Origin of the sequence: Paenibacillus sp. GM2, from assembly GCF_900069005.2 — a bacterium.
Classification (GTDB): domain Bacteria; phylum Bacillota; class Bacilli; order Paenibacillales; family Paenibacillaceae; genus Fontibacillus.
The window spans coordinates 534,067-548,797 of sequence record NZ_LN831279.1; the positions used below are offsets into that span (position 1 = coordinate 534,067).

A 14,731-nucleotide genomic window follows, 5' to 3' on the forward strand; every position below is an offset into this window, starting at 1 on the left:
GGAGGTTTATTAATATGGCAAGAGTAAAAGGCGGATTCGTGGTTCGTCGTCGTCATAAAAAAGTATTGAAATTAGCTAGAGGTTATTTTGGTTCGAAACACCGCATCTACAAAACAGCTAACGAACAAGTTATGAAATCCATGCAATATGCATACCGTGATCGTCGCACGAAAAAACGCGATTTCCGCAAATTGTGGATCGTGCGTATTAACGCGGCTGCACGCATAAATGGCTTGACTTACAGCAAATTGATGCACGGCCTGAAACTGGCTGAAGTTAACATCAACCGTAAAATGCTTGCGGATCTTGCTGTGAATGATCTTGAAGCGTTTAACTCTTTGGCTAACGTAGCTAAACAAAAAATCAACGCTTAATTTTATAAATAAAGCAGGACAGGCATCCTTTTTGGGATGCCTGTTTTTTGTTATCAAGGCGATGGCATATGCGGAAGGAATCGCTGTTGAATAAGCTGATGGAAGATAGGGCGCGCTCCAGAACAAGAGGCTGGGTGCTTTGTCAGGGGATTCACGGACGACTCTGGAAGGAGGTTATTGTGATGGGTAGAACGGTGACCAAGAAAGAAGCAGAGAAGTGGATTGGCAAATCTATTGTCGCTTACAAGAAGGATGGCGGCTTTGTAACGGGCAGACTCGTAAAAATTAGCGGAAACCGCTTGGTACTGAAGCAGGACTCGGGCAAAAAGGCGAAAACGAAGGCGTTGATTCCGCTCGTATTATTTGATTTGCTCGCGATCGGCACAGCGCCTTATGGGTATGGTTACCCTGGCGGCGGATATGGTCCGTACGGCCCTTATGGCGGATATGGCGGACCTGGGTATGGCGGTGTTGGTCCGTACGGGAACGGCTATGGGCCTTTCTTCTAAGCCCTTCGCTTATACCCGGACGGGAAGCAGCTTCTCAAGTTCATAACATTCCGATTGATCGATATAACGAATGGTCTTGTACCCGAGCTTGCGATAAAAGGAGTGGGCTCGGGAATTTCCCTGATCGACCATCACTTTGGCCCGTTTGCATCCGCGTGAACCGGCATACTGCTCGGCATGGGACATCAGCGTTTTTCCCAGTCGTTGCCGGCGATTCGCGGGTGAGACTGCCATCATGTCAATATATAACAATTCCCCATGGATCATAAAGTGAATAAAGGCAACCGAATCGGCTTCATAATATGGCGAAGCCACTAGTGTAATTCCACGTGCTAATCGCTTGGGGAGGTCTTTGAAAATCGCAGCTATTTCCTCAGGCGGAAGATGGGAATAGGGGACAAGCTCCTTTTCAATCAAATCAATAATGACAGGATCATCCTGCCTGGGTCTTCGATAGCGGATCATTCAGTCAACCTCCTTTTTGGGTTAGGTGAAGATCATCATGGCCTGGTTTTCAGCGGAAATAGGCAAGAATTTAGGCGTTATTTTTTATCATATGACGCTAGGGGTGAGAAGGGTTCCTGCCGGGCTAAAGACCCTATGCCTTGATTTTGGTTAGAAAAAAAGGGTATTGACTCTGGATGTAAAGTGATCATATAATGTTTCTAAACATTTTCATGACAAAATATTGAATCGGCGATGAAGAGGACGAAGGTTTAGGGGCTCTTTGCTCAGAGAGTGGATGGATTTGCTGAGACCACCACCAATATCCCTTAAATGCGAGCTCACCTCGGAGCTGTTTTCCTGAAAGGCTAGCGGACTTATCCTAGGTAAAGTCCAGTCGAAACTTATTAGGGAAAATCGTCAGGTCTGCGTTAGAGACCACAGGTAAGCGCGAGAAGCAAAAGATCGCGAATACTTGTCAAGGCTTGATACTGTGAAGTGTCAGGTAAAAATGGGTGGTACCACGGAAGCGATAACCTTTCGTCCCTCGGAATAGGAGACTATTCCGGCGGATGGAAGGTTTTTTTGTTGTATATCAAACTGAATAATCAAGAGATGATTTAAATCTTGGAAGGAGGATGACTGATGAGCGCGCAAATTCCAGCAGTGCGGTCTACAGAACAATTACGTGAGAAATGGATGAAACCGGAAGTCATTTCAGGTTCGGAAATTTTGCTTCGCAGTTTGCTTTTGGAAGGTGTCGAATGTGTCTTTGGTTATCCGGGGGGCGCGGTCCTGTACATTTATGACGCGATGTACGGATTTGATGATTTCCACCACCTGTTAACCAGACATGAACAAGGAGCGATTCATGCGGCAGATGGTTACGCACGCGCCAGCGGTAAAGTAGGAGTTTGCATCGCGACCTCCGGACCAGGAGCAACCAATACAGTAACAGGAATCGCCACGGCCTATATGGATTCAGTTCCACTGGTGGTGATTACCGGCAACGTGGCAACGAGCCTGATTGGCACCGATGCTTTCCAGGAAGCGGATATTACGGGCATCACGATGCCGATTACGAAGCACAGTTACTTGGTTAGAGATGCAGAGGATTTACCACGGGTTATCCACGAAGCATTTCACATCGCTAACACCGGGCGGAAAGGCCCTGTACTGATCGATATTCCGAAGGATGTCTCAGCGCAGAAAGTAAGATTTGAGCCCGAACAATCGGTTGACCTGCGCGGCTACCATCCGACGGTTGTGCCGAATCGCCTGCAGCTTGATAAGCTGGTGGCAGCGATCTCCGAAGCGGAGCGGCCGGTGATTCTGGCTGGCGGAGGTGTCATCTATTCCGGAGGACACGAAGGATTGCTCGAATTCGCCAACCGTTCAGGCATTCCGATCACGACGACATTGCTCGGACTAGGCGCTTTCCCAAGCGGACATGATCTGTGGATGGGAATGCCGGGAATGCATGGTACTTATACCGCAAATCAGGCGATCCAGCAATCGGACTTGCTGATCAGCATCGGAGCAAGATTCGATGACCGTGTCACGGGGCGTCTCAACGGGTTCGCACCGCATGCCAAGATCGTTCACATCGATATTGATCCGGCGGAGATCGGCAAGAACGTCAAGACGGATATCCCGATTGTCGGTGATGTGAAGACCGTGCTTGAAATGCTGAATCCGATGGTAGGATACAGCAGCAAGGCTGATGCCTGGAGAGCACAGATTAGCAGATGGAAGCAAGAGAAGCCGTTCAAGTATAAAGATTCCGAAGAGATGCTGAAGCCGCAATGGGTAATTGAATTGTTGAATGATACGACCCATGGCGAAGCGATTGTTACGACGGATGTAGGTCAGCATCAAATGTGGACCGCTCAGTATTATAAATTCAACCAGCCTCGCTCATTCATCACTTCCGGCGGACTTGGCACGATGGGCTTCGGCTTCCCGGCAGCGATTGGCGCGCAGATGGCTCATCCCGATCGACTGGTTATCTCCATCAACGGCGATGGCGGAATGCAGATGTGTGCGCAGGAGCTAGCGATCTGTGCCATCAACAAAATTCCAGTGAAGATTGTAGTCATTAACAACCAGGTTCTCGGAATGGTAAGGCAGTGGCAGGAATTGATCTACGAAAACCGCTACAGCCATATCGATCTCGCCGGCAGTCCGGATTTTGTGAAGCTGGCAGAAGCTTATGGAGTTAAGGGGCTTAGAGCTACCGGCAAGGAAGAAGCGGAGCGTGCTTGGCAAGAAGCGCTTGATACCGATGGACCGGTGCTGGTGGAATTCGTGGTTCATAAGGGAGAGAACGTATATCCGATGGTTCCTCAAGGTTCCACCATTGATCAAATGCTGATGGGGGACTGTGAGTGATGATGAAGAACCATGTTATTGCCGTATTAGTGAATGACCAGCCAGGTGTTCTGCAGCGTGTGTCCGGCTTGTTCGGACGCCGCGGCTACAACATCGAGAGTATTACGGTGGGTCAGTCGGAGGAGCCGGGATTGTCCCGGATGGTCATTGTTACTGAAGGGGATGACACGACGCTGGAGCAGATTGAGAAGCAGCTCTACAAGCTCATCGATGTCATCAAGGTCGTTAATTTGAGTGCCAACCCGATGGTATCCAGAGAATTGGCGCTGATTAAAGTGAAGGCAGAGCCGGCGGAACGCCCGGAAATCATGGGCGTCGTGGAGACATTCCGCGCCGCAGTTGTAGATATCGGTGCCGGAAGCATGATGGTTCAGGTCATTGGCGATACCGAGAAGATCGACGCGATGATCGAGCTGCTCCATCCTTACGGGATCCGCGAGTTGTCGCGAACCGGCGTAACCGCAATGACGCGCGGTTAATCATTTAGATTCATAGCACGCAATACCTTCCGTTCCTGTAAGCGGGGGTTTGAGAGGGGCCGTTCCACCATCGTCTGCACTTCGTTAACGCGACGGCCCTCTGAAGCACCCGCTTAACAGGCGGAGGATCAAATTTATGGGACATGCTGCAAGCAGTCCGACATTATCTAGGAGGGTTATTATCATGGCAGTTACTTTGTATTATGAACAGGACGCAGAACTTAGTGTTTTGAAGGGAAAAACAATCGCAATTATCGGTTATGGCAGCCAAGGCCATGCTCATGCACAGAACTTGCGTGAAAGCGGCTTGAACGTAATCATCGGCCTTCGTGAAGGCAAATCATTCAACAAGGCCCAAGAGGATGGATTCGAAGTGCTGTCTGTAGCTGAAGCTACCAAGCGCGCTGATGTAGTACAAATCCTGATGCCGGACGAGACTCAAGCTTCCGTGTACAACAGCGAAATTGCTCCGAACCTGAAGAAAGGGGCAGCGCTGCTGTTCGCTCACGGCTTCAACGTTCACTTCGGTCAAATCGTTCCTTCCCAAGACAATGACGTATTGCTCGTAGCTCCTAAATCTCCGGGTCATATGGTTCGTCGTACTTACGTAGAAGGCTTCGGGGTTCCGGGCTTGATCGCTGTTCATCAAGATGCTACAGGCAAAGCGAAGGAAATTGGTCTTGCTTATGCCAAAGGAATTGGCTGTACTCGCGCCGGGGTTATCGAGACTTCCTTCCGCGAAGAAACAGAGACGGATCTGTTCGGTGAACAAGCGGTATTGTGCGGTGGCGTAACAGCCCTGATCAAAGCCGGCTTTGAAACATTGGTTGAAGCAGGTTATGCACCAGAAATGGCATATTTTGAATGCTTGCACGAAATGAAGCTGATCGTTGACCTGATCTATGAAGGCGGAATGGCTACTATGCGCGATTCGATCTCCAACACAGCTGAATATGGCGACTATGTAACAGGACCTCGCATCGTGACTGATGAGACGAAGAAGGCGATGAAGGAAGTATTGGCAGATATCCAACAAGGTAAATTTGCTCGCGACTTCATCCTTGAGAACCAATCGAACCGTGCTTTCTTGACGGCAACTCGCCGCAACGAGGCCAATCATCCGATCGAAGTAGTAGGTAACGAGCTTCGCGGACTTATGCATTGGATCAAAAAATAATATCTTTCCCGTTATACATTTCATCGAGCGTCATATGTATGTAGCGTAATGACGTTGTCTTTCAAATGTGAATTCAAAGGGTCCGAAATGGACCTGTTGAATCACTTCTCTTCGGAGCTAAAGTATCCATCCCCCCAATGCGGCCGTGCCCTTCGCGTGTGCCGCATTGGGTTTTATTAGGTAGTTTGTACAGGAGGTGTGCATAAGTGCGCAAAATTTATATGTTTGATACAACACTGCGGGATGGAGAACAATCCCCGGGCGTGAATCTGAATACCCGTGAGAAGTTGGAAATCGCCTATCAGTTGGAGAAGCTGGGCATTGATCGGATCGAGGCGGGCTTTCCGGCCGCTTCGCCGGGAGACTTGGCAGCGGTAAATGCGGTCGCCAGAGCTATCAAGAACTCAACGATTATCGGTTTGTCCCGCTCGCGGACCCAGGACATCGATGCGGTAAGAGAAGCGCTGCAGGGGGCGGAAGATCCTTGCATTCATATTTTCCTGGCTACTAGTCCGATCCATCGTAAATACAAGCTGAAGATGGAGAAGGAGCAGGTGTTGGAGACGGCTCAGGCTGCGCTCAGATATGCGCGTCAGTATTTCTCCAAGATCGAGTTCTCTTGCGAGGATGCCGGTCGTACGGAGATTGACTTCCTGTGCGAAATGACGGCGATGGCAATCCGCGAAGGAGCATCGGTTGTAAATATCCCGGATACGGTGGGATATCTATATCCCTATGAATACGGAAATATCTTCAAAACCCTGAAAGAGAGAGTTCCCGGCATCGAGAAGATCCAATTGAGCGCGCATTGCCATGACGATCTGGGAATGGCAACTGCGAATTCGTTGGCCGCAATTCTCGGCGGGGCCGATCAGATCGAGGGAACGATCAACGGGATTGGCGAACGAGCAGGCAATACCGCACTGGAAGAAGTAGCGATGGCACTGGAGACGCGCAGTGAGTTCTTCGGAGCCAAGACATCGCTTGAACTGTCGGAGATTGCTCGCACGAGCAGTCTGATTAGCCGGTTGACAGGCATGGTTGTGCCGGGGAACAAAGCGATTGTTGGCGCAAACGCTTTTGCACATGAGTCGGGGATTCATCAGGATGGCATGCTGAAGGAGAAGACGACCTATGAGATCATGTCTCCGGAGACAATCGGCCTGAAGGAGAGCAAGCTGGTGCTTGGCAAGCATTCCGGACGCCATGCTTTCCGCGAAAGATTGATCGAGCTTGGCTACAAACTGAATGATGAGAGATTGAACGAAGCCTTTGCTAAATTCAAGGTGTTGGCTGATAAGAAGAAGGATGTTACCGATCAGGACTTGCATGCTCTGCTGCAAGAGAAGCTGGTGGACACACCGGAAGCTTATCAATTGCAAGCGATCTATGTGTCCTATGGCAATGAGTCAACCCCATCCGCCAAGGTCCGCATTCTGACAGCCGATGGCAACACGCTGGAATGGGAAGCGGAAGGCAACGGCTCGGTAGACGCTATCTATAATGCGATCGATCAGGCTACCGGAGAGACGGTGACGTTGTCCGATTACACGATCAAATCGATCAGCTATGGCAAGGATGCTCAAGGGGAGGTTCACGTCGTAATGACGCAAGACGAACTCACTGTACAGGGCCGGGGCGTAAGCACGGATATCCTGGAAGCAAGTGCCCGGGCTTATGTTGATGCATTGAATCGACTGATCGAGAAGAAGACGATACAGAAGTTATAGCAGGCTCAGGTGAAGAGTCCCAACGAAGAGTTGGGGCTCTTTTGTTTGCGTACATACCGGGAAATGATAATGTTTGGCGCATCTGTGCATTCTAAGAATGCCTAAAAGCGGCGAAAACGAGCGATAAAAGGAGATAAGAAATGACCAGTGCCAAATATGTGAAGTCGGTGACCTCGCCCAAAAAATTTATTATCGGAGAGGGCTTGCTTGCCTCAATAAACGACTACATGAAAACTTTTGGTGATTCAGCTTATGTGATCTGCGATGAATTTATCCTGGAACGGGCGCAGGAGAAAGCGGGCAAATCGATCCGTAACGGGGACAATAAAGCCGTATTTGAGAAGTTCAACTATCAGATCACGAAGCAGGAAATAGAACGGCACCGCGATCTGTCCCGCAAGGCAGGGGCCAATATCATTGTCGGCATCGGCGGAGGCAAGACACTGGATACGGCCAAGGCTGCGGCTTACTATGAGAAGCTGCCGGTCGTGATCTTCCCGACGATCGCATCTACTGATGCGCCATGTACAGCCCTGGCTGTAATCTACAAAGAAGATGGCTCCTTCGACGAATACTTATTCCTGCCAAGCAATCCGGATGTTGTCCTGGCCGATACGGGGATGCTGGCTGCGGCGCCTTCCCGCTTTTTTGCCGCCGGGATCGGTGATGCGCTGGCCACCTATTTCGAAGCGAGAGCCTGCTATCGCTCATTTGGTGACAATCTGGTGCTTATGAAGCCTTCCGCCACCGGGCTTGGAATTGCACGGCTTTGCTATGAATCATTATTAAAAAATGCGGTCGAAGCCAAAATCGCTGTGGATAATCATGTGGTGACGCGTGCTGTTGAGGAGACGATCGAAGCTACGATTTACTTGAGCGGCGTAGGCGCGGAATCCGGGGGATTGGCCGCTGCGCATGCGATTCACAACGGGATGACTGCCGTAGAATCATTGCACAAAGCGCAGCATGGGGAGAAAGTGACCTTTGGTCTGCTGACCCAGTTAGTACTGGAGAATGCGCCCCGCGAAGAATTGGAAACCGTAATTCATCTCATCAAGGCGGTTAACCTGCCGCTGACATTGAAGGACCTCGGCGTGGATAAGTTCGAGGAGAAGGAATGGCGTCAGGTGGCGATCGATGCTTGTGCAGAGGGCGATACTATGGGAAATATGCCGTTTCCGGTCAGCCCGGATGATGTATACCAAGCGATCGTGACGGCGAACGCCATTGCTGAAGCCTATCATGATTAAGGGACATAGCTGACAATAGCAAGGCAGGGGCTCTCGGAAATTTGAGGGAGAGATCCTCTGCCTTTTTTGATATCAATGCTCAGGATATGATACTGTAGCTATTACAGGTTAGTCATTGAGATGCACTGGAACAGTTTTTTGAAAAAAATGGACTGGGGGGACGGACATGGGAAATACCGATATTTTTGATGCGATGGCCAGTGGATACGATACGCCCGAAAGAATCAGAATCGCCAAAATCATATCCAATGCGGTTCGGGAATACATCGTGGACGGTAAAAATAAAAATGCGATCGATTTCGGATGTGGGACCGGACTTGTTGGAATGGATCTGCTGAATGAATTTCGTTCCGTGACCTTTTTGGATACCTCGCAAAATATGCTTAGACAGATCGAGCAAAAAATGGCTGAGGCCCAGATCCGTAATGCGGCTACGTTATGCTTTGATTTTGAAGCGGCATTTCGCTCGGATATTCGGGCTGATTACGTTATTATGGCTCAGGTTTTGCTTCATATCAGCGATGTTGAGCCCGTGTTATCCAAGTTGTATGAGGTTCTTAATCCAGAAGGCCATTTGCTGATTATTGATTTTGATAAAAATGAGGAGATTGCCTCGGACTTGGTTCATAACGGATTCGACCAAGAGCAGCTTATCCGTCAGATGCATCAAATAGGCTTCAAGGAGGTTGCAGCTAAAACCTTTTATACAGGGAGCCAAATATTTATGAATCAGGATGCGTCCTTGTTTATACTGAATGCCAAGAAATAATATCACCTGGTTAAGCCTTTAAACAGCTTATAGTTAAAACCTATTAGTCTAATAGAATCTATATCTTGGTCTAGCCTCTCCGATTATGTTACAACAGAGTAAGGATGTTATTCGTGAAATGCTTGAGGAGAGGAAGATGGACCATGGCTGACGTAAAAAAAATAGCCGTTATTGCCGGCGACGGAATCGGACCCGAAGTGGTTGCTGAAACAGAAAAAGTAATGAAACGTGCGGAGGAACTGTTTGGCTACCGCTTTGAAACCGAGCATGCCTTGTTCGGCGGGATTGCAATCGATGAGAAGGGGACACCGCTGCCTCAGGAGACGCTCGATATTTGCCGCAGTGCGGATGCGGTCTTGCTTGGAGCAGTTGGCGGACCGAAGTGGGATAACAATCCGAAGGAGCTTCGTCCAGAGACTGGGCTGCTCGGCATTCGTAAAGCGCTTGGTTTATTCTCCAATCTACGTCCGGCTGTGGTCTTCGACTGTCTGAAGGACGCTTCCACTTTGAAGCCGGAAGTATTGGAAGGTACGGATCTGATCGTGGTACGTGAATTAACAGGCGGTATTTATTTCGGTGAGAAGTTCCGCCGTGATACGGAGCAAGGACAGGAAGCGGTTGATACTTGCGCTTACAATGTGAGCGAAGTGGAGCGGATTGTGCGTCAGGCGTTCGAGATCGCCCAGAAGCGCCGCAAGAAGCTTGCTTCCGTGGATAAGGCGAACGTGCTTGAGACTTCTCGTCTATGGCGAGAAGTAGTGATTCGGATCGCTCCGGAATATCCGGATGTTGAGCTGGAGCATGTATTGGTAGACAACTGTGCCATGCAGCTGCTGCGCCGCCCGTCCAGCTTCGACGTTATTGTAACCGAGAATATGTTCGGGGATATTCTTAGTGATGAAGCGGCGATGTTGACCGGATCCATCGGCATGTTGTCCTCCGCATCGCTGGGTGAAGGCAGCTTTGGTCTGTACGAGCCTGTCCATGGCTCTGCTCCGGATATTGCTGGCCAGAATCTGGCGAATCCGATCGCAACGATCCTGTCGCTGGCTCTGATGTTCAGAATGACATTTGGTTATGCGGATGCTGCAGATTCGATCGAAAAGGCAGTATCTGATGTGCTTAATGCAGGACATCGTACCGGTGATATCGCTGTTGACAAGAGCAAGGCGATCGGCACGAAGGAGATGGGCGATCTTATCGTCGCAGCGATGAAATAATATAATTTTGTATGCATAGCATGAAAATAAGTAGTCCAACCTAAATAGAAGCGCCTTTGTTTCTAACCATTTGTTGAGGAGGAAATTTTCAGATGGCAGAACGTTTGGTAGGCAGACCAGCTCCTGAATTCGATCTTGCGATTGTAAACGGAGACGGCCAGGAATTTGGACGCAAGAAGCTGTCCGATTATCGTGGCGAATGGCTGGTGTTCTTCTTCTATCCGTTGGACTTCACAGAGGTATGCCCGACTGAGATCATGGCGCTGAGTGAGGCTTACCCGCGGTTCAAGAAGCTCGATGCTGAAGTTCTTGGCTGTAGCGTAGACTCTGAGCATAGCCACAAAGCATGGATTAATACGCCGAAGGCCAGCAATGGTTTGGGACAGTTGAACTTCCCGCTTGCATCCGATATGACGAAGAGTGCAGCCCGTGATTACGGCGTACTCATCGAGGAAGAGGGCGTCGCTCTTCGCGGCCTGTTCATCATAGACCCGGAGGGCGAAGTGAGATACCAGGTCGTTAACCATAACCATGTCGGACGTAGTGTTGATGAGACCTTCCGCGTTCTTCAGGCTCTTCAATCCGGCGGTCTTTGCCCCGCAGATTGGAAACCTGGAGACAGGAATCTTCAGTCGAAGTGATATTTGCAAGCCCTCTGCATGGTGTTCCATGCAGGGGGCTTTTTGCCCACGGTACGTCATTCGTTATAAATATTTGGTAATAATTTCGTGTGCTACAGAGGAATTACTCGCACCGTTCTCGAATAAATTATTTGAAATCACATCTTGAAGGTGGATATAATACTTGAGTGTGAACAAGGATCTGGAAAGGGTGACAGGGGATGAGTTTTTGCTGCGGTGCTAGTATGCTTGGAACTAAGGGGACTTTGAAGCATTATCGTACCCAGGTCCATAATGTTCCCTTGCTGTTCTGCCCGGTATGCCATCGGGTGGAAGTCCATTACAAAGTGGAGAATGAATATGAGATATTGGCGGAGTACGCACATGGGGATGGTGTCTCAGAAATTGATTTTCAGGATTTCGTCATGGAGGATGAAGAATCGATCTTCTGCAATTGTGTGAACTGTGAGGAAGAGGACCCGCTTGATATCGTTCAGAGCCAAATTGATATGGCGCTTGATCTTTTGGCATTCTCGAAGCATATCGGCGATGACAAGTGGGAAAGAGAGCTTAAGAAGCGGTTAGCAGTCATGAGTCGACGCAGAACCAAATTGCTGCAGAAATAGATTTCCATGTATTGTCAGTGACAAAGTGTATTTTTTCTGTGATAATGTTTACAACTTTATATTGATACCTTTAAATCAGTCCCGTGAGACTGGCAAGGACAGCGGACCTTATGATCCAACAAGGCATTATTATGTCTATTTGGTTTGATCATAAGTAGAAGAGGCGTATTGTCAGAAACGGCAATGCGTCTTTTTTATTGCAAACATTTTTTGCACGGTTCGATGCTCTCCAAGCATGTACAAGCATCATGCGGTATCAATCATCATGTTATTTGGAGGCGGCTATGGAAAAAGTAGATTTGGAATTCTCATTGGAACCTGTGCCCCAGGCACATCGCAACGGATTTTGGAAAATTCTCGCCGTTATGCTGGGCTTCACCTTCTTCTCTGCCAGCATGTGGGCAGGCGGAACCCTTGGCAACGGTCTTAGGTTTTCTCAATTCATTTGGATCGTGCTGGCCGGAAATTTGATTCTTGGTGTTTATACCGGGGCACTGGCTTATATCGCTGCAAGAACAGGGCTGTCCACACATTTGCTGACCAGATATGCATTTGGGGAAAAAGGATCGTATCTGTCCTCATTGCTGCTCGGCTTAACGCAGGTAGGCTGGTTTGGCGTAGGTGTGGCGATGTTCGCTGTTCCAGTGCAGAAAATGACCGGTATGAACGTATATGTGCTGATCCTTATCTTCGGAGTGCTGATGACGGTCACTGCGATTTACGGGATTAAAGCACTGGCGATTATCGGCATTGTCTCCGTGCCATCGATTGCCATCTTGGGGAGTTACTCGGTGCTCGAGGCGACCAACACGGCAGGGGGACTTCAGGGCTTGCTATCCTATGAACCGTCCCAAGCGATCGGGATTGCTACGGCCCTCTCGGTTTGCATCGGTTCCTTTATTAGCGGCGGAACGCTGACGCCCGATTTTGCAAGATTTGCAAAAACGGCTCGTTCCGCAGTAGTGTCCACGGTAGTGGCGTTCTTCCTTGGCAATTCACTAATGTTCTTATTTGGCGCCGTCGGGGCGATTGTATATGGAAAGTCAGATATCTCTGACGTGATGTATCTGCAAGGCTTAATCATTCCAGCGATCATCGTACTTGGTCTGAATATCTGGACCACCAACGAAAATGCCTTGTACGCTTCAAGCTTAGGATTCTCCAACATTACGAAGATATCGCGTAATAAATTTGTAATTGGAAATGGGCTTCTAGGTACGGTTGCTGCGATGTGGCTCTATAACAATTTCGTTGGATTCCTTACGATATTGGGTTCTGTTCTGCCTTCGATCGGAGCGATTCTATTAACCGATTTCTTCTTGCTCAAACGTGGCAAGTATCAGAAGTTTGAGGATATGAAATTCAGGCAAGTGAACTGGAACGCTCTAATCGCATGGGGAGGGGGCGTACTTATCGCCAAGTTTGTACCGGGGATTCCACCGGTCAACGGGATTCTGGGCACAGCAGTGATATATGTAATCGCCATGAAATGCTTCCCACTGCGTGAGGAGCAAGCGGCAACAAAGATAATTCATGAGGGGGTTCATCAATGATTATTCAAAATGCAAAATTAAGAGCTCAAGAGGGGCTATGGAATATCGTTGTACAGGATGGGAAATTTGTGAGCATTACAGAGTCTCCGGTGAATACAGAGGGACATGAAGTAATTGATGTCGCTGGTTCGCTCGTGCTTCCACCGTTTATTGAACCGCATATCCACCTGGATACGACGCTCACGGCCGGTGAGCCGGAATGGAATCAAAGCGGCACGTTATTCGAAGGAATTCAACGTTGGTCACAGCGTAAGGAGACGTTGAGCCATGATGATGTAGTGCTTCGCTCCAAGACGGCGCTTAAATGGCAGATTGCCCAAGGCATTCAACATGTGCGGACTCATGTTGATGTGACGGACCCTGATCTGACCGCTCTGAAGGCGCTGCTTGAGGTCAAGGCAGAGATGGCTCCATATGTAGACATCCAGCTTGTCGCCTTTCCGCAAGAGGGCATTCTATCGTTCCCGAACGGTGCAGAACTGCTGGAGGAAGCGATGAAGTTAGGAGCGGATGTGGTTGGCGGGATTCCGCATTTCGAATTTACACGTGAATACGGCGTCGATTCCATGAAGATCGTGTTTGACCTGGCTGAAAAATACGATCGTCTGGTGGATATTCATTGTGATGAGATCGATGATGAACAATCCCGGTTCGTCGAGGTTGTGGCCAAAGAAGCCTTTGAGCGCGGCCTCGGGGCACGTACGACAGCAAGCCATACCACAGCAATGGGCTCTTATAATGACGCTTATGCGTACAAACTGTTCCGTCTGCTGAAAATGTCAGGCCTTCATTTTGTATCTAACCCGCTCGTCAATATTCACCTTCAGGGCCGATTCGATACGTATCCGAAGCGCAGAGGTCTCACCCGTGTAAAAGAACTGCTGGAAGCAGGGCTTAACGTATGCTTTGGGCATGATGATATCTTCGATCCATGGTATCCGCTGGGCACAGGGAAGATGCTTCAAGTCCTTCATATGGGAATTCATACCGCTCAGCTCATGGGGTACGAGCAGATTGTTAATTCCATTGATATGATAACGACAAACAGCGCCAAGACGCTGCAAATTGAGGAGAAGTATGGGATTGAGCCAGGCAAGCCCGCCAATTTCATCGTCCTGTCCGCAGAGAATGAATATGAAGCGATTCGGAAGCAAGCGACCGTTCGCTATTCCTTCCGTAACGGTAAGCTTATTTCCCAGACGAAGCCTAGCGAGACTACAATTAACTTGTTGAAAGGAACGGAAAAAGTTGATTTTAATAGAGAAAATTAAACTTTTAGACACAAATCAATAAATAAAATAACAAGAGCACTTCCAATGGGGGTGCTTTTTAACTTTTTTGGATATTTTTTTGGAGAAAATGGGTAAATTTAAGCGATACCTCTTTTTTCGACAGTATCTCTGATTGACGTTTTCTGGAAAAGTTTACTATGATTTAATTAGGGCTATTGTACAAGCGTATAAGGAGTTGGTTATAATCTGTGTTGAGGGGTTTCCTTAAGAATTTAATAGCAAGAACCTTTGAGTAAAGATCAATGCCGTAAGAACGTGGAATGGGACTATTGCAAAATGACCGTAGACCGTAGGTTG

Annotated in this window: 14 protein-coding genes; 13 read left to right on the forward strand and 1 reads right to left on the reverse strand. The window is 48.7% G+C overall.

Annotated elements, in window-relative coordinates; genetic code table 11:
- Window positions 1-14: 14 nt before the first annotated feature.
- Together rplT and BN1360_RS12215 are read left to right on the forward strand one after the other, a co-directional pair.
- Window positions 15-374, forward strand: coding sequence for a 50S ribosomal protein L20 (gene rplT, locus BN1360_RS12210; protein WP_068780126.1), 360 nt, complete (start codon window positions 15-17; stop codon window positions 372-374).
- Window positions 375-556: 182 nt separating this feature from the next.
- A complete protein-coding gene (locus BN1360_RS12215; RefSeq protein WP_068780199.1) occupies window positions 557-883 on the forward strand; it encodes a hypothetical protein in 327 nt (108 codons plus the stop codon).
- Window positions 884-892: 9 nt separating this feature from the next.
- On the opposite strand, the gene BN1360_RS12220 is transcribed toward BN1360_RS12215, so the two are convergent.
- Complete coding sequence (locus BN1360_RS12220; protein WP_068780127.1) at window positions 893-1,348, reverse strand: GNAT family N-acetyltransferase; 456 nt, start codon at window positions 1,346-1,348, stop codon at window positions 893-895.
- A 624-nt stretch (window positions 1,349-1,972) separates the two neighbouring features.
- Between BN1360_RS12220 and ilvB the strand changes: the two genes are divergently transcribed.
- From ilvB to BN1360_RS12275, 11 genes are all read left to right on the forward strand, one after another.
- Window positions 1,973-3,718, forward strand: a complete 1,746-nt coding sequence (gene ilvB, locus BN1360_RS12225; RefSeq protein WP_068780128.1) for a biosynthetic-type acetolactate synthase large subunit — start codon at window positions 1,973-1,975, stop codon at window positions 3,716-3,718.
- Window positions 3,718-4,197 carry an acetolactate synthase small subunit gene (gene ilvN / locus BN1360_RS12230; protein ID WP_068780129.1) on the forward strand — a complete coding sequence of 160 codons (480 nt, stop codon included), beginning with the start codon at window positions 3,718-3,720 and terminating at the stop codon, window positions 4,195-4,197. The genes ilvB and ilvN overlap by 1 nt, the downstream gene beginning before the upstream one ends.
- Before the next feature lie 184 nt (window positions 4,198-4,381).
- Entirely contained in the window at window positions 4,382-5,374 is a 993-nt protein-coding gene (gene ilvC, locus BN1360_RS12235; RefSeq protein WP_068780130.1) for a ketol-acid reductoisomerase, read from the forward strand.
- A 206-nt stretch (window positions 5,375-5,580) separates the two neighbouring features.
- Entirely contained in the window at window positions 5,581-7,104 is a 1,524-nt protein-coding gene (locus BN1360_RS12240; RefSeq protein ID WP_068780131.1) for a 2-isopropylmalate synthase, read from the forward strand.
- Between the two features lie 140 nt (window positions 7,105-7,244).
- Window positions 7,245-8,354: a glycerol dehydrogenase gene (locus BN1360_RS12245; RefSeq protein ID WP_068780132.1), complete on the forward strand. Its 1,110-nt coding sequence runs from the start codon at window positions 7,245-7,247 to the stop codon at window positions 8,352-8,354.
- A gap of 166 nt (window positions 8,355-8,520) precedes the next feature.
- A complete protein-coding gene (locus tag BN1360_RS12250) occupies window positions 8,521-9,123 on the forward strand; it encodes a class I SAM-dependent methyltransferase (RefSeq protein ID WP_068780133.1) in 603 nt (200 codons plus the stop codon).
- A 143-nt stretch (window positions 9,124-9,266) separates the two neighbouring features.
- On the forward strand, window positions 9,267-10,343 hold the full coding sequence (gene leuB, locus BN1360_RS12255; RefSeq protein WP_068780134.1) for a 3-isopropylmalate dehydrogenase: 1,077 nt from the start codon (window positions 9,267-9,269) through the stop codon (window positions 10,341-10,343).
- Between the two features lie 92 nt (window positions 10,344-10,435).
- On the forward strand, window positions 10,436-10,984 hold the full coding sequence (locus BN1360_RS12260) for a peroxiredoxin (RefSeq protein ID WP_068780135.1): 549 nt from the start codon (window positions 10,436-10,438) through the stop codon (window positions 10,982-10,984).
- A gap of 200 nt (window positions 10,985-11,184) precedes the next feature.
- Window positions 11,185-11,589 (forward strand): hypothetical protein, encoded by a 405-nt coding sequence (locus BN1360_RS12265; RefSeq protein ID WP_068780136.1) that lies wholly within the window; start codon window positions 11,185-11,187, stop codon window positions 11,587-11,589.
- A gap of 284 nt (window positions 11,590-11,873) precedes the next feature.
- Complete coding sequence (codB, locus tag BN1360_RS12270) at window positions 11,874-13,142, forward strand: cytosine permease (RefSeq protein ID WP_068780137.1); 1,269 nt, start codon at window positions 11,874-11,876, stop codon at window positions 13,140-13,142.
- The gene (locus BN1360_RS12275) at window positions 13,139-14,413 is read left to right on the forward strand and encodes a cytosine deaminase (protein WP_068780138.1); all 1,275 of its coding nucleotides are present in this window, start codon (window positions 13,139-13,141) and stop codon (window positions 14,411-14,413) included. Before codB ends, BN1360_RS12275 begins: the two co-directional genes overlap by 4 nt.
- Window positions 14,414-14,731: the final 318 nt, after the last annotated feature.

Excerpts from the sequence above, each read along its gene's own strand:
- codB (WP_068780137.1), top strand. The coding sequence starts at position 11,874 with ATGGAAAAAGTAGATTTGGAATTCTCATTGGAACCTGTGCCCCAGGCA.
- BN1360_RS12250 (WP_068780133.1), top strand. The coding sequence starts at position 8,521 with ATGGGAAATACCGATATTTTTGATGCGATGGCCAGTGGATACGATACG.
- BN1360_RS12275 (WP_068780138.1), top strand. The coding sequence starts at position 13,139 with ATGATTATTCAAAATGCAAAATTAAGAGCTCAAGAGGGGCTATGGAAT.
- rplT (WP_068780126.1), top strand. The coding sequence starts at position 15 with ATGGCAAGAGTAAAAGGCGGATTCGTGGTTCGTCGTCGTCATAAAAAA.
- ilvB (WP_068780128.1), top strand. The coding sequence starts at position 1,973 with ATGAGCGCGCAAATTCCAGCAGTGCGGTCTACAGAACAATTACGTGAG.
- leuB (WP_068780134.1), top strand. The coding sequence starts at position 9,267 with ATGGCTGACGTAAAAAAAATAGCCGTTATTGCCGGCGACGGAATCGGA.
- ilvC (WP_068780130.1), top strand. The coding sequence starts at position 4,382 with ATGGCAGTTACTTTGTATTATGAACAGGACGCAGAACTTAGTGTTTTG.
- ilvN (WP_068780129.1), top strand. The coding sequence starts at position 3,718 with ATGATGAAGAACCATGTTATTGCCGTATTAGTGAATGACCAGCCAGGT.
- BN1360_RS12265 (WP_068780136.1), top strand. The coding sequence starts at position 11,185 with ATGAGTTTTTGCTGCGGTGCTAGTATGCTTGGAACTAAGGGGACTTTG.
- BN1360_RS12260 (WP_068780135.1), top strand. The coding sequence starts at position 10,436 with ATGGCAGAACGTTTGGTAGGCAGACCAGCTCCTGAATTCGATCTTGCG.
- BN1360_RS12220 (WP_068780127.1), bottom strand. The coding sequence starts at position 1,348 with ATGATCCGCTATCGAAGACCCAGGCAGGATGATCCTGTCATTATTGAT.
- BN1360_RS12245 (WP_068780132.1), top strand. The coding sequence starts at position 7,245 with ATGACCAGTGCCAAATATGTGAAGTCGGTGACCTCGCCCAAAAAATTT.
- BN1360_RS12215 (WP_068780199.1), top strand. The coding sequence starts at position 557 with ATGGGTAGAACGGTGACCAAGAAAGAAGCAGAGAAGTGGATTGGCAAA.